The following is an 18,576-nucleotide window of genomic DNA, read 5'->3' as shown; positions in this document are numbered from 1 at the left end:
GAGTATTTCGAGATCTCCTGTTGGCATGACGACTTCATGAAAACACTACCTGGAACGTTCAGATTACAAGAGTGGAACTGTGATTTCACATGGTTTTACTGATGAGAAAGTGATCCAGAACTTTCCTCTGCGTGGCAAACCTGTTTATCTCCACGTAAGACGTCGTCGCTGGTATGGCAAAGCTACAGGGAAAACGTTTTCTTGTTAGATAAATAATGTGAAAACTGTATTTTTTCTTTGGAATAGAATTAACTTTCAGCCACTTATAAGGTCTAACATATATTATTCATTTAATATTATGTTAGAATTATGAGAAAACAAATTTTAAGTTTACTTGTTGTGTTGTTAATCGGCTCAACAGTATGTATGGCTCAGGATCGTCAAAAAGGAAAAGTTGACAGAGAGAAGCGTATCGAACAGATAATAACCGATCTGGGACTGAATGAAAAGCAAGCCAAGGATTTTAAGGCTGCAATGGAAGAAATGCGACCGACAAAGAGAAATTCTAATGAAAGACCTTCGCGCGAAGAGATGCAAAAGAAGAGAAAAGAGGGAGAAGCTAAAATAAAGAGTATCCTGACTGATGAACAATATAAGAAATATCAGGATATGCGTAAAAAGGAAAATGCAGATAGAAAGAAAAGAACTAAATAAGAAAGTATTTCTTTTTTACTCTTTTTAGCTAGTTTTATTGGCCTGTTATCGTTTCTCGTATATGTTTGGTTATCGTGACTTTAGAGGAGATGATAGGCTATTAAGTATTTATAAAGGTATTATTTATACAGATATAAAGCAGGTTTTTGCTGGCTGATATTCATAAATTTTATCCAAAAGAAGGAAAAAGAATAGAATAAACAAGAAGCAACGTAACACCCTATCCATAAAAATGCTATATTTATTGCAGCTAGAGAGCACTTTAAGTAATGCTTAAGAGGAAAGACGCAAAGTAGTATATATACTATATATTTTCTATTATTAATTACTTAAACACATTTTTTATGGAAGCCAAGAAATCAAAAAAGGCTACAATCGAGAATCAACGGGGTTCTTGGTTGTTGATGGGTTTGGTTGTTGCGCTTGCCTTCATGTTCGTTTCGTTCGAATGGACACAACATGATGTCAGGGTTGCAGCACTATCATCAGATGATGAATCCATCTTTGTTACAGAGTTAGTTCCGATCACATTCCCAGATGAGAAACTGGAACCGCCTCCACCTCCCGAAAATAAGATCGTAGAAATATTAGAAATAGTAAAGAATGATATAGAGGTAGCGGATAATGTTTCTACAGTTGGAGAGGATATGGACGCAACTCATAAGATTGTCTGGATACCGCCAGTGGTGGAAACGGAAGTGGTTGATGAAGACGTTATTGTTGATGTTGCAGAAATCATGCCTGAGTTTCCCGGAGGTACGGCTGCTTTGATGAAATATTTGGGTACAAATATCAAGTATCCGACTATTTCTCAGGAAATGGGTTCAGCGGGAAGAGTGATTGTCCAATTTGTTGTTGACAAAGATGGATCAATTTCAAATCCCGAAGTGGTACGAGGGGTAGATGCATATTTGGATAAAGAAGCTATCCGTGTGATAAGTTCTATGCCAAAATGGAGGCCCGGAGTACAGAATGGTAAGAAAGTTCGAGTAAAATATACCGTTCCTGTAGTATTCAGGTTACAGTAGTTGCTTGAAATAGATGTGTAATGCGGGCCGGTTCCGAAAGGGATCGGCCCTTTTTTATTGAAATCCGACATTCTCAATCACAGGATACTTATAACATTTCTTTTCCGGATTGCTTCTATGAAATAAAAAAACATATCTTTGCAAGAAGAATAAAAACAAATGTTGATTTTATGAATCTTCTACTTTGTCTTAAAAGACCCTTTATCTGGCTTTCCCGCTTCCGTTACCGTTGCGGATATGGTGTACATTCTCCATTTGCATTTAGTCTGATAACGGATGTGATATATGAAAAGATGCCTTATTATGCTTATGATTCTTTGGAGAAAGAACAGAAGAAAATAGTAGAGGAGCGTGGGTGTAATAAAGGTACACAGAAGGTAAATCGTTTCTTGTTCCGGCTGGTGAATAAAGTGCAACCTGCTACTATTGTAGAGGTAGGTCGTCCTTCGGTGACCTCACTTTATCTTCAATCGGCGAAATCTTCTGCGGAATATCTTTTTGCTTCTGACTTGTCGGAACTGTTTCTGGATACGGACGTTTCGGTAGATTTTCTATATCTGAACGATTATCAGAATCCGTGTTTGCTGGAGGAAGTCTTTCGGGTTTGTGTACGCCGGACCACCTTGAAAAGTGTGTTTGTTGTGCATGGAATCTGTTATTCTAAAGAAATGCGGGCATTCTGGAAAAGATTGCAGGCTGACGAACGGGTAGGTATTACCTTCGACCTGTACGATATAGGCTTGCTCTTTTTTGATAAAACAAAGATAAAACAACATTATATCGTCAACTTCTGAGAACCTTTGTACGTTTACCTTATATAGATCAATAAATTGGAAGATTATGAAAAAGAGCCTTGTATATACAAAAACCGGAGACAAGGGAACAACAAGTCTTGTTGGTGGTAGTCGTGTTCCGAAGACCCACATTCGTTTGGAAGCTTATGGAACAGTGGACGAGCTTAATTCCAACTTGGGATTACTGAATACTTATTTGCAAAATGAGACTGACAGGAACTTTATTTTGGGCATACAACATAAGTTATTTGCTATCGGGTCGCATTTGGCTACCGATCAGGAAAAAACACAACTGAAAGCCGCCAGTATCATTTCAATGGAAGATGTGGAACGTATCGAGCGGGAGATTGATAAACTGGATGAACAATTACCGGAACTTTGTGCGTTTATTATTCCTGGAGGAAGTCGTGGAGCGGCCATCTGCCATGTTTGTCGTACCGTTTGCCGGAGAGCAGAAAGACGCATTCTGGCTTTGTCCGAAACTTGTACAATTTCCCCTGAAGTACTAGCTTTTGTCAACAGATTATCAGATTATTTGTTTGTTTTATCTCGGAAAATGAATTTTGATGAACAAAATAATGAAATATTTTGGGATAATAGTTGGAAATGATAGATTTTATTATACTTTTGCCGAAAATATAGAAAATAAGACAGATTAGTATTCACTTTAAATACTCAAGATTATGTATTGGACATTGGAACTAGCATCAAAACTTGAAGATGCTCCCTGGCCGGCAACCAAGGACGAATTGATTGATTATGCCATGCGTTCGGGTGCTCCTCTTGAAGTTATTGAGAATCTCCAAGAGATGGAAGATGAGGGCGAGATCTATGAGAGTATCGAAGATATTTGGCCGGATTACCCTAGTAAGGAGGATTTTTTCTTTAACGAGGAGGAATATTAAGAAGCTAAAATCAAATTAAATGATTTAATATCAGCGGGATAAGCAAAAATAATTTGTTTGTCCCGCTGGTGTTTTATAGGCTTAAATGGTGTGGTTTGTTTGTCTAAAATGCAATTTTTCTTCTTGAAAACAGAGTTTGTTTGTCTAAAATACACTACCTTTGTGCATCCTCAGGAATATTAAAACAAAAGGAAGCGTATGGGAAGACCGAAGAGATTATATCCGTTGGGCAAATATCGTCTCCGCACACCGAAGGAGTCTGACAAAAATAAAGCCTACCCTATTGAGTTGGAATATACTTGGAATAGGCAAATTATACGTAAGACAACAAATGTCTTTGTTAAGGAAACCGACTGGAATCAGAACGGCAATCAAGGTCGTGGAGAAATTCGTGTCAGTTATGGATCTGAGTACAAACGTCTCAATCAACTGTTGTTGGCACGTGTTGACCGGATTGACTCTATGCTTGCAGAGTATAATGAAAAGCATCCCAATCAAATCACTGCTGACATTATTTCGGGATTCCTTGCAGATAAGCCATTGACGCGCCCAGACCAAGGAAAAGATTTTGTTGAGTTCACATTGGAGCGTCTTTATTCAGAATACTCAAGAAACAAGATTGGCCGTAGTCGATATGAAAACGGTAAAAGCGGAATGAATATATTCCAAACCTTCCTTCGTTCCACGAAACAGGGTACATATCGTGCCGATTCTATCTATGTTGGCGATATCACTCCTGAATTATTGGATGCATATATTTTGTGGCGTAGAGAGATAAAGCAGAATAGTGATGCAACAATCAATCACTCTTTAACACCAATATTAAAAGCATGTGCTTACGCATGTGAGATGGGTATGCTGGAACCTTCTGTTAATGCAAGAATACAGGATATGCGTATTATTACTAAGGTATCTTTGTCGGAAGAGGAGAGTGAATTTGATGGGAAGAGCCTGAATAAAGAACAATTACTTGCTCTATTGGAATACTACAAAACCTGTCCTGAACCACGTAGGAGAGAGTTTTTAGAGATTTTTTTCTTTGCTTTCCATGCTTGTGGACTTCGTGTTGTGGATGTAATGACATTGCAATGGGGGCATATCAACTTTGAGAAGAAAGAGTTGAGAAAAATTATGATTAAGACAAACAAACGCCATGTTATTCCTCTTACAGAGCAAGCTATATCTATCTTAAGACAGTGGCAAGAAAAACGGGAAGGCTGCAAATATGTATTCAATCTTGTGAAAGAAGAATTAGACCTAGATGATGCTGAAGCCCTTTATAAAGCTCGCAATAATGCCACTAAATGCATCAATCAGTCACTTGTGGTAGTGGGCGAACAGATTGGGTTGCCGTTTAATTTGTCAATGCATGTAGCTAGACACTCATTTGCAGTGTTTGCATTAAACAAAGGGTTGTCAATGACTGTAGTAAGTCGCCTTTTAGGGCATGGCAGTACAGATGTTACAGAGAAAGTATATGCCAGATTTCTGCCTGAGACTCTTTCGTCCGAGGTGGCACGTTTAAAAGATGAATTTAAAACTCTAGAAATAATTTGAATGAAGTATGTTGCAGATTATATTTCTTAATATTGGTCTTTGCGTTATTTTGTTGGCAATTGCCTTCGTCTTCAAAAAATATGCAAGAGTAATTCTATGGTCGAGTGCAATTACATTATTCGTAGGCACATTATTACTCGTTGGACTTGGGGTTGTAAACCCTGTCAGCGATAACGAAACTGGCTCATCAGAGTTTTGGGGCACAATTATGTTTCTGATTTCAGCAGCTGCATTAGTCATTGGTGCAGAAATTCTTCGTGAGAAAAATATTAAGAATGTGGAAGAAGTTGTATCTGTTGATGCTGAAATTATTCTTTCTGAAACATTGGATACAGAATTGGCTCGTAAAGTTTTTGCAAAGGCCATAGAAGCTGGTTATATGAAAGAAGATGGCACACACTATATATGGAACGAGTCTAAAGTTCTTTTAGCATATATGTGTGGTCGCATATATTGTGGAGATAAACCAACGGTCTCCAATATTGATGATAGGGAATTTTGGAAATTTGGAAGAACTGCCTTTTTCCCTGATACGGAACTAAATAATTTATTTGATGTTTCAGGATTGGGGCAATCACGTTCAAATAGGAAAGATCTTCCAGTACCAACAAAATCAACAGAGATTGATAAATTTTTCGAGTAGCCACTTGACTACTCTTTTTTGTTTATAATCAGGTGGTTATATTTCAATCCTAATATCAAAATAACTCAATCCTAACATTATTCCTAACGCATTAGTCTAATTCATCCTAACTTTTCACCTCCTAAGGATTCTATACTTTCGCTGCGGTTATGGACGATGTGCACAATCGTACCATGGCAAAATAACCCGGCTTAAAAGTCCGAGTGCGCATCAGGACAGTTGAGCCATAATTTAAATTGTATATGGCTAAAATTAAGAATGTAGAGTCCCTATGTGAACGGGAATTGCTGGAGAAAATTCTCCACACTGTAGAGAAGCATGAAAAGGCTTTGGCTCAACATCAAATGCCCCAAAATCATCTATATGATAATAAGGCACTGATGGCAAAATTGGGTATAAAGGAAAAATATCTGAAGAAATTGCGTGATAATGGCTACCTTGGATATTCACGTCAAGGAGACAAATATTGGTATACTCAAGAAGATGTAGACCGATTCCTGCGCAATTTTCACTATGATGCCTTTGCGGCAAGTGATGAACTACCCCAACGGAGAGGAGGTGGTTATGGTCGATAAGTTGCATTTAACCAATATGCTCCGAGCAAAGGTAGAGTATAATCTTGATGGAGGATTGCCGTTGGATGTTTTCCCTGATAAAATTCAGGAAATTATTCTGAACCTTTCTCGTTATGAAAATTTCAATGTTGAGTATGTGGCATCCATTATTATATCTGCGATGGCGGCTGCCATTGGCAATTCGTACCAAATCAATATCAGGAATGAGTGGAAAGACAGTCCATCTCTTTATATGATGCTTATTGGGCGACCTGGTTTAGGTAAAACTCCTCCTCTTAACTTCCTTTACAAACCTATCAACGATTTGGACGATCGTCTTGACGAGAAATATAGCGAGGAACTTGAGAAATATGAGTGTGCCAAGCAGGCGAACGGAGGAAATGATAAATTGAAAGTGCCCAAGTGGTTGACCAATATTATATCTGACTTCACACCAGAAGCAATGGTAGAGGCTCATTGGCGCAATCCACGAGGGATAGCTATAATTGTAGACGAGATAATTGGGCTATTCAATTTCGCAAAGAGATACAATGGCAATAATAATCTTATTGAACTTCTGCTAACAGCTTATAGTGGTGGTACGATTAAAGTTCTACGCAAGTCCTCATCACGTCATATTCGTGTTAAAACGCCGTGTATTAATGTAATAGGAACGGTACAGACCAACATGCTACATGAGGTGTTCAGAAAAGAGTTCATTGCTAACGGATTCCTTGATAGGTTTATCTTCATTTTTCCAAAAGACAGGAAGATTTCAAGATGGAGAAGAAATGATAATAGTGTTCCTAAACCTGATATAGCAGGGCAATGGGCGACTATTCTCAACAAAGTACTTGAAATTCCCTGCACGATTAATGAAACAAGGAATGTTGCAGAACCAAAAGTTTTGGAAATGACCGAGGAGGCAGAGGTGTATTTTTATGATTGGTATAACAATATCATTGATAATGTTAATAGCATTGATGATGATGCAGATGTGGAGAGTCGCAGCATGAAACTTAATGGCCATGCAGGACGTTTATCGTTGATATTTCAGATAATGAAATGGGCTGTAGGCGAAGGAGATATGCAGCCAGTAAGCCTGTCTTCTGTGAAATCCGCTATTCGTATGGTTGATTACTATGAAGATACTTACCATAGGATACAAGAGATACTTTTGTCTAATACTATCGGTGATGTAAAAGAAGACTGGTTATCTCAGTTGGGTAATACATTCACAGCAAGCGATGCTATCGCTGCTGCGAAAATATATGAAATACCCAGAAGAACCGTATTCTATGCATTAAAGAAACTCTGTCAGGCAAAGCAGCCAATTCTGAAAAAAAACAAGCATGGCGAATATCGAAAAATTCAACACCAAACATCAAATGCATCTTGCACTATTGCACTTTCAACCCAAGTTGAGGAATTACAGACAAAGCATAGTGCAAAAGTGCATAGTGCAAACGAATAAACTTATCTATCCATGAGCAAGTATAGATTTCATTTGCAAAAGTATAGTTTGGGAAGCAAGATTGCTTGCCCTAGTTGTGAGAGACCTCGATGTTTTGTGAAATATGTTGATGAAGAGGGAGTTGTAAGTTTTCCCAATGAGGTTGGGAAATGTGACCATGAAATCAGTTGTGGTTATCATTACACTCCACGTGATTTCTTTCGTGATAATCCCAATGCAAACATCAAGGAAGAACGGTCTAGTGATTATGTACAGCCTGTGAAAAGTACTCATGAAAAAGAAATTATTGTGCCACCCTCTTTTATTCCCTTAGAGTATTTTAATGCGAGTCTTGCTCATTTTGAGAAGAATCCCTTATACAAATACTTATGCAGGGTGTTTGGTGAAGCTGAAGCCCAAAGGGTATTCCATTTATATCATGTTGGTACATCGGCTAAATGGGGAGGTGCGACAGTTTTTTGGCAAATTGATGCTAATGAGCAGGTACGTTCTGGTAAGATTATACTTTATAATTCTGAGACAGGGCATAGGGTTAAAGAACCCCACAGTTATGTAAGCTGGGCGCATCGTGAACTACAACTTAAAGATTTCAATCTGAAGCAATGTCTATTTGGCGAACATCTATTGAAAAGATATCCTGATGCACCGGTCATATTGGTGGAAAGCGAAAAAACGGCTATTGTCATGAGTCACTTCATCCCGAACTATGTTTGGGTGGCAACTGGCGGCATTAATGGATGCTTCAAAGAAGAATTTGTTCATAGTCTTAAAGGTAGGGATGTAACTCTAATTCCTGACTTGGGAGCTACACAATTGTGGAAAGAGAAATCGATAATTCTGACAAGAATCTGTAGCAGAGTTGTAGTCTCGGATATGCTTGAGCAGATAGCAACCGAAGAAGAACGATCTAAAGGACTTGATATTTCTGACTACTATCTATTCTCTCCATCCAAACACCAGATTCTACAAATGATGATTGAGAAGAACCCTCTTTTACAAAATCTCATTGACGCTCTAGGCTTGGAGTTGATAGATGCTCAGCAGATGACAGAATCCACTTAGATTGTACAAAACTAAAATGGTAAAGGAACTTGTTCCAGGAGTTAAAATAAAACCCATAACACAATAAGGACTTTTTGCTTTGCAGCAAGAAACTCCCATTTGTGGTTGGCAAACACAACTCTAAATGAGCAAGCTCAAATGTGTAACTTTTAAAACATTAGATCTATGAATGAAAGTATTAAACAAGCCATGCATTTAGATGCATGCAAATCTTTTGGCGCAGCAGAAGCCAATGAAAACGAAAGAAGATGGGATGATAAGATGATTGATTCTAAGAACAACGATTCTATTAATAACTACGACAAAACCAGAATGAGGCTTAATTTTGAGATTGGCCCCGATGGTAAGATTCACTCTTTGGGCTATCAGGATAAAAGACTTGATGTTCGCTTGCAAGAACGGCTAAATGAACTTGGTTGGCGTCCATTCAAAGCGGATAGTAAGATTCAGCCCAATTGTTGTGCTCGTCTCATCTTTGGTGGCAATCGAGAGCGTACATTGGGAATGGCATTTGGCACTCAGGATCTAAAACTGGATAAAGGTTCGGACAATAGCCATATACATAGATGCAAAGAGGTGGAGCAATGGGCTTTGGATGTATATAATTGGTGTTGCCGTAGGTATGGGAAAGAGAATATCATCGGCTTTCAGGTTCATCTTGATGAAACGTCACCACATATTCATGCACTTATTGTTCCTGTTGGGGTACGTCCTAAAAGTGGCCGTGAATGTGTGATGTGGTCTGCAAAATTCGGAAAGAATAAATATGAGTATGGTTCAATACTCAAGGAAATGCATACCTCACTCTATGAAGAAGTTGGTAGCAAATACGGTTTGGAGAGGGGGGACAGCGTAGAAGGTCGCAATATCCAGCATCTGAATAAGCGAGATTATATCCGTAAACTCGCAAAGGAGCAGAAGAAGATGGAAAAGGCCATCAGAGGATTGCAAACCATGAAAGATAATATCGAGGCTGAAATGAAAATGTTTTCCGATGAATTAAAAATCTTGGAGAAAGATTTGGCTGCAGGACGTGTTGTATTGGCTGAATATCAAAACAAGAAAGCGTGCATTGAGGATTTGATACAAGATTGCCAAGAAAGACTCGATGATAAGGAAACCAAGTTGATGATAAAGCAGCAGGAGTTAGACTCGTTACTGAAAGATATCCAAAACATTCATTCTGTGAATAGACCGTTCAAGAATTACAAGATTGAGTTTAATGCGCCACAGATTACAGAAAAACCGCCAATGTTTGGAACCGATAAGTGGCTGGAACGCCAAAATACAATTATCGAGAAGCAATTTACCGCTATGGGGCGTAAATTGGAAGAACTTTATAGAAATGAAGCTGCTAATCAAGTTGAAGCTGTTCGCCAGAACATTTTGGTGGATATGAAAGAAGTCCATACGTTGAAAGCAGAAAACAAGACTCTTACTGAATGTATGAATTACTGGTCTAATTTGGCATTGAAGACTTTTGACTACCTTTCGATACCATCTTTACGTGATGAATTATGTGCTGTAGCAACAGCTCTTATAGGTGGAGATTATGTAGTTCCATCAGGGGGTGGAGGCGGAGGAAATGAATCAGACTTACGTTGGGATGGTCGCAGACCTGACGAACCTGATTTTGCATTCCAAAGAAGATGCTTCTCACATGCTGTCAAATACATTATGGCTAAATACAGTGTGAAGCAGAATAAGGGACGCGCCCGATAGTTTTTCAAAGACCGCTATCACCAAGAAATATGGTGGTAGCGGCGATTTGATTTTTACAAATAAGGGGAAAAAACATTTTTGCAAAAGAATTATTATAGGAATTGCAGGTTTTAATGGACTTTTAATTATCTTTGCGTTTAAAGCAATAAAAATTACGTCATGAACGACATGAATAGAATAAAAGTAGTTCTTGTAGAAAAGAAGAAAACTAGCAAATGGCTTGCAGAAGTTTTAGGCAAAAACCCTGCAACCATTTCTAAATGGTGCACTAATACATCCCAGCCCGATGTGGCAACACTCCGAGAAATAGCTCGAGTGCTCGATATAGATGTAAAAGAGCTTCTTAACTCTACAAAATAATTCACTATCTTCATATGATAGCAATATATTATGGCAAAAAAGAAAAATAAAGAAGAATCTCTGGTTCCCAAAGACGAGAAAACCCTTAAAATGGAAGGTGTGCAGAATCTGTACAACTTTCTGTTTGAGGCATGCAACATATTGCGTGGTCCTGTGAGTCAAGATAACTTCAAAGATTATATAACACCAATCCTCTATTTTAAGCGTATATCTGATGTATATGACGAAGAGACTCAAACTGCGCTTGAAGAAAGTGGTGGCGATGAGGAGTATGCATCCTTGCCTGAACAACATCGTTTTGTAATTCCAGATGGTTGTCATTGGAGTGATATTCGCGAACGCTCCGAGAATCTTGGTGCTGCAATTGTTGGTGCGATGCGAGGTATAGAGTTAGCAAATCCTGATACACTATACGGCGTGTTGTCGATGTTCAGCGCACAGAAGTGGACCGATAAGAAAAACCTTTCTGATGGTAAGATTCGTGATTTGATAGAGCATCTATCCACCCGTAGATTGGGCAACAATGATTACCCAGCTGATTTGATGGGTGATGCATATGAGATATTGCTGAAGAAATTTGCGGATGACAGTAAGGCTCAAGCTGGAGAGTTCTATACGCCTCGTTCGGTCGTAAGCTTGCTTGTACGCATTCTCGATCCGAAACCAGGTGAGACTGTGTATGACCCAGCATGTGGTAGTGGCGGTATGCTGATTGAGGCGGTACAGCACATGAATCACTCAAGTCTTTGCTGTGGAAGCATATTCGGACAGGAGAAGAACGTTGTCAACTCGGCCATTGCAAAGATGAACTTGTTCTTACATGGCGCCAGTGACTTTAATATTATGCAAGGCGACACACTTCGTTCACCCAAGATTTTGCAGAATGGAGAGATTGCCAAGTTCGATTGCGTTATAGCTAACCCGCCCTTCTCACTTGAGAAATGGGGTTCAGTAGAATGGTCTTCAGATAAATATGGTCGTAATGTTTGGGGAACACCCAGTGATTCGTGTGGAGATTATGCTTGGATTCAGCACATGGTGAAAAGTATGGCATCAGGCAATGGTCGTATGGCGGTTGTTATGCCTCAAGGTGTATTATTTCGTGGAAATGAAGAAGGCCGCATTCGCGAGAAATTGGTAAAGAGCGATTTGGTTGAAGCTGTTGTGACATTAGGCGATAAACTCTTCTATGGCACACCTCTTTCTCCCTGTTTCTTGATATTAAGACGTTTGAAACCGGCTGCACATAGTGCGCGAGTACTGATGATTGATGGCACAAAGATTCTCACCGTAAAGCGTGCACAGAATATACTTTCTCCAGAAGATGTAAATCGTTTATACGAACTCTACACCAATTACGAGGATGTAGAAGACTTTTCTAAAGTGGTGACTCTTGATGATATTGCGGCTAAGGATTATGACCTTTCTCCTAATAAATACGTGGAATATCACAAAGAGGAAATCCGTCCATATGCAGAAGTGCTTGCAGAGTTCAAGGCGGCATACGAGGAGGTAAAGAGATTTGAAGGAGAATTTAGAAAACTGATAAACTTATAACCCTATGGAACAACCTGTAAAATATTATAGAAATCCCGATGAGCCTATTTCATTGGAAGACTTGAAATCGTTCCTTTGGGGAGCAGCCACTCGCCTTCGTGGTCAGATTGATGCTGCTGGTTACAAAGAATATATTTTCCCTTTGCTATTCTTCAAACGAATTTCTGACGTATACGATGAGCAGTTTGAAGGCTATGTTTGCGAAGGCGGTATAGAGTATGCCAATGCTCAAGCTCAAGAATTAGTAATTCGTATTCCCGATGGTGCCCATTGGCGTGATGTACGTGAGTGTACTGAGAATGTTGGCCAGCGTTTGGTCGAAGCCTTTATTGCTATTGAACAAGCCAACCCTGGCGAACATGCCGATGGACGTGTTATCGGAGGCCTGGAAGGTATCTTTGGCCCTAAAGATGGGTGGACCAATAAAGCCAAGATGCCCGACCACATTATCACCTCTTTGATAGAAGATTTCTCACGTTACAATTTGTCGCTTAAAGCGTGTCCAGCAGATGAGATGGGACAGGCATATGAGTATCTTGTGGGCAAGTTTGCCGATGATGCTGGTAATACGGCACAGGAGTTTTACACCAACCGTACCGTTGTGGATTTGATGGCAGAGATACTTCAACCTCGTCCGGGCGAAAGCATCTATGACCCTACTTGTGGTTCGGGTGGTATGCTTGTAAAATGTTTGGACTTTCTTCGCAAAAAGGGTGAACCATGGCAAGGAGTAAAGGTTTTTGGGCAAGAGATTAATGCACTTACCAGTGCTATTGCTCGAATGAATCTTTATCTAAATGGCGTTGAAGACTTTTCTATTGTCAGAGAAGATACCTTAGCATACCCCGCCTTTGTCGATGGAAGCAAATTGCGTAAGTTTGATATCGTATTAGCAAATCCGCCATACTCTATAAAGACATGGGATCGTGAGGCTTTTATAAACGACAAATGGGGACGCAATTTCTTAGGAACACCGCCTCAGTCTAAAGCAGACTATGCCTTCATACAGCATATTTTATCATCTATGAATGATCATGGAAGATGTGCTATTCTATTGCCTCATGGTGTTCTTAATAGACTTATAGAGAAAGATATACGTCAAAAGCTCATTCAGAACGATCTTATTGATGCCGTTATTAGTATTGGGAAAAATTTATTTTTTAATTCACCAATGGAGGCCTGTATTCTTATTTGTCGATCAAATAAACCAACTGATAGGAAAAATAAAATTCTTTTAATAAAGGCTACCGATTTAGTGGAACGGAAAAATACTGAAAGTTATTTAACCAATGAGCATATTTCAATAATAACGAGTATTTATACCCGATATACCAATATTGACGGACGTTCAAAGATTATTAACAATAATGAAATCCCTGATAACAAGTATAGCATTTCACCAAAATTCTATGTAAAATCCAACGATCCAAAAGATATTGAAGATATTTCTGAACTTTTAGAAAATTGGAAGTCAAACTCAGAGTCTTTACACGAGTCATTTACCAATTTAATAGATTTATTATGAGCATAGTCAAGTTTTCTGAGGTTGCACACCGAGCATATACAAGAGAAGATAGATTCAATACTGAGAAAATCTATTATGTAGGTGGTGAACATATAGATTCATGTGAGTTATATGTTACAAAGAAGGGTGTAATAAAAGGTTCAACAATTGGACCAATGTTCTATTGCGGCTTTACTGCAGGGCAAATTCTATTTGTTACACGAAATCCTCATTTAAAGAAGTGTAGTATTGCTGATTTTGATGGAATCTGTTCAGAAAAGACCTTTGTAATAGAAACTAAAGATGAAAGTATTCTCACACAAGAATATTTAGCAATAATTATGCAAAGTGATGATTTTTGGAATTATTGTGAAGAAAATAAAAGTGGTGGTGTTAATTACTTTCTAAACTGGAGTACTCTTGCTGATTACGAATTCGAGTTGCCTCCAATTAAGCAGCAATTAGAAATTGCCCAAAAAGTGATGTCAGCTTATCGCCTAAAACAATCATATAAGAAGCTTCTTGATGCTACTCGAGAAATGGTGAAATCGCAATTTATCGAGATGTTTGGTAATCCTGTTACGAATACAAAAGGTTGGAAGACTGCTAAGATTAAAGATGTCGCCCCGGAAATGCCTTCTAAAGAGCAACTATCTGGCAAAATCTGGCTATTGAATCTTGATATGATAGAATCAAATACTGGTAGGATAATAGAGAAGGTCTATGAAGATGTTGAGAATGCTTTGTCTGTTCAATCCTTTGATGAAGGGAATGTACTATTCTCAAAATTAAGGCCTTATTTAAACAAGGTTGTGATACCAGATGAGCCTGGAATGGCAACGACAGAACTGGTTCCATTACGTCCAGAGCCTAGTAAATTGCATAAAGTATTTTTGAGTCATCTGTTGCGGGGTAATCAGTTCGTTAATTATGCAAATGATATAGCTGGAGGTACTAAAATGCCACGAATGCCGCTCACTGAGTTAAGAAACTTTGATTGTATCTTACCGCCAATGGACAAACAACTTGAATTCGTTTTCATAGCAGAACAGGTCGATAAATCAGAATTTGAATTACGCAAATCGATTGACGCAATAGACCAAGTAATAAAGAGTTTGATAAACAACTAATATATATCACTATGATATCAAAAGAAGAAGTACGTGAGCTGTTGAAGAGCACTGAGACATATAGAATAGAGCGTACCACATCTACCGGAGATATGGATAAGTTTCAAGAAGCAATATGTGCTTTCTCAAACGATTTACCTAATTCCAAGAAGAATGGGTATCTGATTCTTGGTGCGTATGATAATGGAACTTTATCGGGGTTGAAAGTTGATGATGATTTACTAAAAAAGATTTCAGCCATACGTTCAAATGGTAATATATTGCCTCTTCCTATTATGTCGGTGGAAAGATTTGAATATGAGGATGGAGATTTGCTTGTTGCAGAAGTTTCACCTTCGTTGGTTCCACCTGTACGATATCGCGGTAGGACATTTGTTCGTATTGGTCCTCGCAGGGATATTGCCAGTGAAGCGGAAGAACGAATTTTGTTTGAACGTAGAACTTCATATATGGCAACATTTGATGCCACTCCTTGTTTTGGCGCAACCATAAAAGATATTGATACGGAGTTCATCAAAAGAGAATATCTTCCTCAGATAATTGACCACGAAGTATTGGCTAGCGATAGCCGTAATATCAAGGAACAGTTGGCGGCAATTCATTTGTATGATCTTACACATGAATGTCCTACAAATGCTGCAATGATTCTTTTTGGTAAAGACCCTCAGTATTATATGCATGGGTGCTATGTACAATACGTTCATTTTGCAGGTAAAGACCGTGGTAGTGAAATCGTTAATGAACGACAGATTAAAGGAAGTCTTAGTAAAATGCTACCGCAATTGGAAAACTTTGTTAGGGATGCTGTGGTGACTTCTCGCCCTATGCCTATTAGCATGCTGCGTGAGAAGAATGTGTTGAATTATCCTGACTTGGCTCTTAGAGAGTTGTTGATGAATGCATGTATGCATAGGGATTACCAGTCCAATATGCCAATTCGACTTTATCAATATGAGGATCGTATTGAGATTCTTAATGCTGGAGGATTGTATGGTGAGGCTCGTCCTGAGAACTTCCCAACGGTAAATGATTATCGTAATCCAATTGTTGCAGAGGCTATGCGTGGATTGAAGTACGTTAACATGTTCAATCGTGGAATTCAGCGTGTAAAGAACTTATTGCAAGAGAATGGAAATCCCGAACCAGTGTTCAATGTGGATAAGATTACAGCTTTTGAGGTTATAGTGAGGCCTTCTTTATCACTTAACTTGGTCACCGATGAGGAAAATGTGACTAAGTCAGTGACTAAGTTAAGTGACACACTTAATGATATAATTGATTTTTGTTCTACTCCTCGAAGTATGGCTGAAATCATGGAGCATCTTGGTCTTAAACACAGATATAATGTAAAGCATCGCTATATTGACCCACTTATAGAGGGAGGATTCTTGGTAATGACTATTCCCGAGAAACCTAATAGTCGGAGCCAAAAATACAAACGAGCATTGACTTAGTCACTTTACTTGGTCACTCATGAGTGACTAAGTTCATATTATTGTAGTGCATGAATAATTAGTCGCGCGTTAATTGACGAACCTTTATAATATAGTAAGATTATGGTTAAGAACTTGATTAACGAAATAGAACAGGCTATGCTCGGTTCATTGAATAATGAGCAGTTGGCCCAGTTGCGTAAGGTGCTTGATTACACCTTCCGTAACATTGTCGTGACTGAAAAAGATTCTGTCAATGCAGAAAGTAATAATCAGATTTTGGTAGAGAATTTTATCTCAGCCAAGAAAGTTGAAGGATGTTCTCCTAATTCAATCGCCTATTATCGCAGTACTATAAATAATGCATTGATTAAGTTGGGTAAAGAGGTTATCCACATAACTACTGATGATTTACGGCATTATTTAAATACATATCAAAGCGAGAGTGGCGCGAGCAAGGTAACGGTAGATAATATTCGACGCATACTATCCAGTTTCTTTTCTTGGTTAGAAGAAGAAAACTATATAGTAAAGAGTCCTGTACGAAGAATCCATAAAGTAAAAGTGGGTAAAACCGTAAAGGAAACATATACTGATGAATCTCTTGAATTGATGCGGGACCATTGCTCAAATCCGCGTGATTTGGCATTGATAGATCTATTGGCATCAACAGGAATGCGTGTTGGAGAATTGGTTAAGCTCAATCGCTCAGATATAGACTACCACAACAGGGAGTGTATTGTTACCGGCAAAGGTGATAAGCAGCGTAAGGTATATTTCGATGCTCGTACAAAGATTCATTTGCAGAAATACATAAACAGCCGTACTGACAACAATGAAGCGTTGTTTGTCTCACTCCTGGCTCCTTATGATAGATTGCAGATTAGCGGAGTGGAGATTAGACTGCGCCAGATGGGGAAAGATTTGAATATTCCAAAAGTGCATCCACATAAATTCCGTAGAACATTGGCAACAATGGCAATAGATAAGGGCATGCCTATTGAGCAAGTCCAGCACCTACTCGGTCATCAGAGTCTCGATACGACATTGCAATATGCAATGGTGAATCAGAATAATGTGAAATTGTCTCATCATAAATTCATTGGTTAGTATGTCGCAATTTATCGAGATGTTCAAAGAGAAGGGGTATCCTTTGAGAATGCTAAAATCGTTTGCTGATGTATCCACTGGAGGTACGCCTTCTAAGGCAAATCTTGAATATTGGAATGGAGATAAGCCATGGGTATCTGCAGAGGACATGAAAAATAAGTATGTATATGACACTTGCGAGAAGGTCACAGAAGCCGGATATGCTACATGCAAGATTATCCCAGTAGATACCTTGATGTATGTATGTCGAGGTAGTATCGGAGTAATGGCAATCAATAAGATAGAATGTGCAACCAATCAGTCTATATGTAGAGCAAAGTGCCACGATAACGTATGTAACGTAGAGTTTCTTTATCATGCTTTAATGTATCAAAAAGACAACATTAAGAAAATGGGGACTGGCACATCATTCAAATCATTGAATCAAACTTCATTCTCTGAATTGAAAATAGAATTGCCCCCTTACAATGAACAGATGAAGTTTGTAAGCATTGCTCAACAGGCCGATAAATCAGAATTTGTTGGTTGCAAATCGCAATTTATCGAGATGTTTGGAAATCAGAATACTAATGACAAGGGTTGGACAGAATCATTAGTAAAAGATGAATTTAAGCTATCGATGGGTAAGACTCCAGCACGCAATAATCCTGAGTGTTGGGATAATGGAACCCACAAATGGGTTTCTATATCCGACATGTCTTCATACACGCGTTATACAGGAGATACTAGCGAATACATTACAGACTATGCAATAGCTGATTCAGGAATCAAAGCAGTGCCCAAAGGTACGATTATAATGAGTTTTAAGCTCTCTATAGGAAGAACTGCTATTACCTCAGAAGATCTATATACCAACGAGGCAATAATGGCTTTTGCTGGTTTTGATGAGAAGAAATTCAATATCGACTTCCTGCATTTTCTTATTGCAAACAAGAACTGGTTACTAGGTGCAAAGCAAGCAGTAAAAGGCCAGACACTTAACAAGGAGTCTATTGGAAATGCGAAGATCATTATTCCTCCAATTGAGGCTCAAGAAGAGTTTGCCAGCATTTACAATCAGGCTGATAAATCAGAATATTACAATTAGAA

General features: G+C 38.7%; 19 protein-coding genes. All 19 read left to right on the top strand.

The window, feature by feature from the left end; all coding sequences use genetic code 11:
- The first annotated feature begins 79 nt into the window (after positions 1-79).
- The 19 genes from CGC64_RS19395 to CGC64_RS02050 all read left to right on the top strand — a co-directional run bounded on the left by CGC64_RS19395 (position 80) and on the right by CGC64_RS02050 (position 18,574).
- Positions 80-208 (top strand): hypothetical protein, encoded by a 129-nt coding sequence (locus tag CGC64_RS19395; protein ID WP_420838833.1) that lies wholly within the window; start codon positions 80-82, stop codon positions 206-208.
- 101 nt (positions 209-309) lie between these two features.
- Positions 310-654 (top strand): hypothetical protein, encoded by a 345-nt coding sequence (locus CGC64_RS02135; protein WP_005675348.1) that lies wholly within the window; start codon positions 310-312, stop codon positions 652-654.
- 344 nt (positions 655-998) lie between these two features.
- Complete coding sequence (locus CGC64_RS02130; RefSeq protein ID WP_005675349.1) at positions 999-1,682, top strand: energy transducer TonB; 684 nt, start codon at positions 999-1,001, stop codon at positions 1,680-1,682.
- 170 nt (positions 1,683-1,852) lie between these two features.
- On the top strand, positions 1,853-2,476 hold the full coding sequence (locus CGC64_RS02125) for a hypothetical protein (protein ID WP_032855007.1): 624 nt from the start codon (positions 1,853-1,855) through the stop codon (positions 2,474-2,476).
- A gap of 46 nt (positions 2,477-2,522) precedes the next feature.
- On the top strand, positions 2,523-3,086 hold the full coding sequence (locus CGC64_RS02120; protein ID WP_005675351.1) for a cob(I)yrinic acid a,c-diamide adenosyltransferase: 564 nt from the start codon (positions 2,523-2,525) through the stop codon (positions 3,084-3,086).
- Between the two features lie 73 nt (positions 3,087-3,159).
- Positions 3,160-3,381 carry a DUF2795 domain-containing protein gene (locus tag CGC64_RS02115; protein WP_002558131.1) on the top strand — a complete coding sequence of 74 codons (222 nt, stop codon included), beginning with the start codon at positions 3,160-3,162 and terminating at the stop codon, positions 3,379-3,381.
- 198 nt (positions 3,382-3,579) lie between these two features.
- Complete coding sequence (locus CGC64_RS02110; RefSeq protein WP_005675352.1) at positions 3,580-4,938, top strand: tyrosine-type recombinase/integrase; 1,359 nt, start codon at positions 3,580-3,582, stop codon at positions 4,936-4,938.
- Between the two features lie 7 nt (positions 4,939-4,945).
- The gene (locus CGC64_RS02105; protein ID WP_005675354.1) at positions 4,946-5,581 is read left to right on the top strand and encodes a hypothetical protein; all 636 of its coding nucleotides are present in this window, start codon (positions 4,946-4,948) and stop codon (positions 5,579-5,581) included.
- Positions 5,582-5,823: 242 nt separating this feature from the next.
- Positions 5,824-6,156 carry a helix-turn-helix domain-containing protein gene (locus CGC64_RS02100; RefSeq protein WP_005675356.1) on the top strand — a complete coding sequence of 111 codons (333 nt, stop codon included), beginning with the start codon at positions 5,824-5,826 and terminating at the stop codon, positions 6,154-6,156.
- Positions 6,146-7,609, top strand: coding sequence for a DUF3987 domain-containing protein (locus CGC64_RS02095; protein ID WP_005675357.1), 1,464 nt, complete (start codon positions 6,146-6,148; stop codon positions 7,607-7,609). Before CGC64_RS02100 ends, CGC64_RS02095 begins: the two co-directional genes overlap by 11 nt.
- A 12-nt stretch (positions 7,610-7,621) precedes the next feature.
- Positions 7,622-8,671 (top strand): DUF6371 domain-containing protein, encoded by a 1,050-nt coding sequence (locus tag CGC64_RS02090; protein WP_005675358.1) that lies wholly within the window; start codon positions 7,622-7,624, stop codon positions 8,669-8,671.
- A gap of 165 nt (positions 8,672-8,836) precedes the next feature.
- On the top strand, positions 8,837-10,393 hold the full coding sequence (mobV, locus tag CGC64_RS02085; protein WP_005675359.1) for a MobV family relaxase: 1,557 nt from the start codon (positions 8,837-8,839) through the stop codon (positions 10,391-10,393).
- A 159-nt stretch (positions 10,394-10,552) separates the two neighbouring features.
- Positions 10,553-10,753, top strand: a complete 201-nt coding sequence (locus tag CGC64_RS02080) for a helix-turn-helix transcriptional regulator (RefSeq protein ID WP_005675360.1) — start codon at positions 10,553-10,555, stop codon at positions 10,751-10,753.
- 90 nt (positions 10,754-10,843) lie between these two features.
- Positions 10,844-12,310 carry a type I restriction-modification system subunit M gene (locus CGC64_RS02075; RefSeq protein ID WP_085962099.1) on the top strand — a complete coding sequence of 489 codons (1,467 nt, stop codon included), beginning with the start codon at positions 10,844-10,846 and terminating at the stop codon, positions 12,308-12,310.
- Positions 12,311-12,314: 4 nt separating this feature from the next.
- Complete coding sequence (locus CGC64_RS02070; RefSeq protein ID WP_005675362.1) at positions 12,315-13,835, top strand: type I restriction-modification system subunit M; 1,521 nt, start codon at positions 12,315-12,317, stop codon at positions 13,833-13,835.
- A complete protein-coding gene (locus tag CGC64_RS02065; protein ID WP_005675363.1) occupies positions 13,832-14,944 on the top strand; it encodes a restriction endonuclease subunit S in 1,113 nt (370 codons plus the stop codon). The genes CGC64_RS02070 and CGC64_RS02065 overlap by 4 nt, the downstream gene beginning before the upstream one ends.
- Positions 14,945-14,955: 11 nt before the next feature.
- Entirely contained in the window at positions 14,956-16,398 is a 1,443-nt protein-coding gene (locus CGC64_RS02060) for a Fic family protein (protein ID WP_005675364.1), read from the top strand.
- A gap of 102 nt (positions 16,399-16,500) precedes the next feature.
- Positions 16,501-17,487, top strand: coding sequence for a site-specific tyrosine recombinase/integron integrase (gene xerA / locus CGC64_RS02055; RefSeq protein ID WP_005675365.1), 987 nt, complete (start codon positions 16,501-16,503; stop codon positions 17,485-17,487).
- A gap of 1 nt (position 17,488) precedes the next feature.
- Entirely contained in the window at positions 17,489-18,574 is a 1,086-nt protein-coding gene (locus CGC64_RS02050) for a restriction endonuclease subunit S (protein WP_005675366.1), read from the top strand.
- The last annotated feature ends 2 nt before the right edge of the window (positions 18,575-18,576 follow it).

The organism is Bacteroides caccae, assembly GCF_002222615.2.
Lineage (GTDB): Bacteria > Bacteroidota > Bacteroidia > Bacteroidales > Bacteroidaceae > Bacteroides > Bacteroides caccae.
Note: the sequence above shows the minus strand (reverse complement) of the source record. Positions and strands in the feature narration are given on the sequence as shown.

Coding starts and splice junctions, on each gene's coding strand:
- CGC64_RS02135 (WP_005675348.1), top strand. CDS start 310: ATGAGAAAACAAATTTTAAGTTTACTTGTTGTGTTGTTAATCGGCTCA.
- CGC64_RS02050 (WP_005675366.1), top strand. CDS start 17,489: ATGTCGCAATTTATCGAGATGTTCAAAGAGAAGGGGTATCCTTTGAGA.
- CGC64_RS02090 (WP_005675358.1), top strand. CDS start 7,622: ATGAGCAAGTATAGATTTCATTTGCAAAAGTATAGTTTGGGAAGCAAG.
- CGC64_RS02065 (WP_005675363.1), top strand. CDS start 13,832: ATGAGCATAGTCAAGTTTTCTGAGGTTGCACACCGAGCATATACAAGA.
- CGC64_RS02115 (WP_002558131.1), top strand. CDS start 3,160: ATGTATTGGACATTGGAACTAGCATCAAAACTTGAAGATGCTCCCTGG.
- CGC64_RS02070 (WP_005675362.1), top strand. CDS start 12,315: ATGGAACAACCTGTAAAATATTATAGAAATCCCGATGAGCCTATTTCA.
- xerA (WP_005675365.1), top strand. CDS start 16,501: ATGGTTAAGAACTTGATTAACGAAATAGAACAGGCTATGCTCGGTTCA.
- CGC64_RS02075 (WP_085962099.1), top strand. CDS start 10,844: ATGGAAGGTGTGCAGAATCTGTACAACTTTCTGTTTGAGGCATGCAAC.
- CGC64_RS02100 (WP_005675356.1), top strand. CDS start 5,824: ATGGCTAAAATTAAGAATGTAGAGTCCCTATGTGAACGGGAATTGCTG.
- mobV (WP_005675359.1), top strand. CDS start 8,837: ATGAATGAAAGTATTAAACAAGCCATGCATTTAGATGCATGCAAATCT.
- CGC64_RS02105 (WP_005675354.1), top strand. CDS start 4,946: ATGTTGCAGATTATATTTCTTAATATTGGTCTTTGCGTTATTTTGTTG.
- CGC64_RS02095 (WP_005675357.1), top strand. CDS start 6,146: ATGGTCGATAAGTTGCATTTAACCAATATGCTCCGAGCAAAGGTAGAG.
- CGC64_RS02130 (WP_005675349.1), top strand. CDS start 999: ATGGAAGCCAAGAAATCAAAAAAGGCTACAATCGAGAATCAACGGGGT.
- CGC64_RS02080 (WP_005675360.1), top strand. CDS start 10,553: ATGAACGACATGAATAGAATAAAAGTAGTTCTTGTAGAAAAGAAGAAA.
- CGC64_RS02110 (WP_005675352.1), top strand. CDS start 3,580: ATGGGAAGACCGAAGAGATTATATCCGTTGGGCAAATATCGTCTCCGC.
- CGC64_RS02120 (WP_005675351.1), top strand. CDS start 2,523: ATGAAAAAGAGCCTTGTATATACAAAAACCGGAGACAAGGGAACAACA.
- CGC64_RS02125 (WP_032855007.1), top strand. CDS start 1,853: ATGAATCTTCTACTTTGTCTTAAAAGACCCTTTATCTGGCTTTCCCGC.
- CGC64_RS02060 (WP_005675364.1), top strand. CDS start 14,956: ATGATATCAAAAGAAGAAGTACGTGAGCTGTTGAAGAGCACTGAGACA.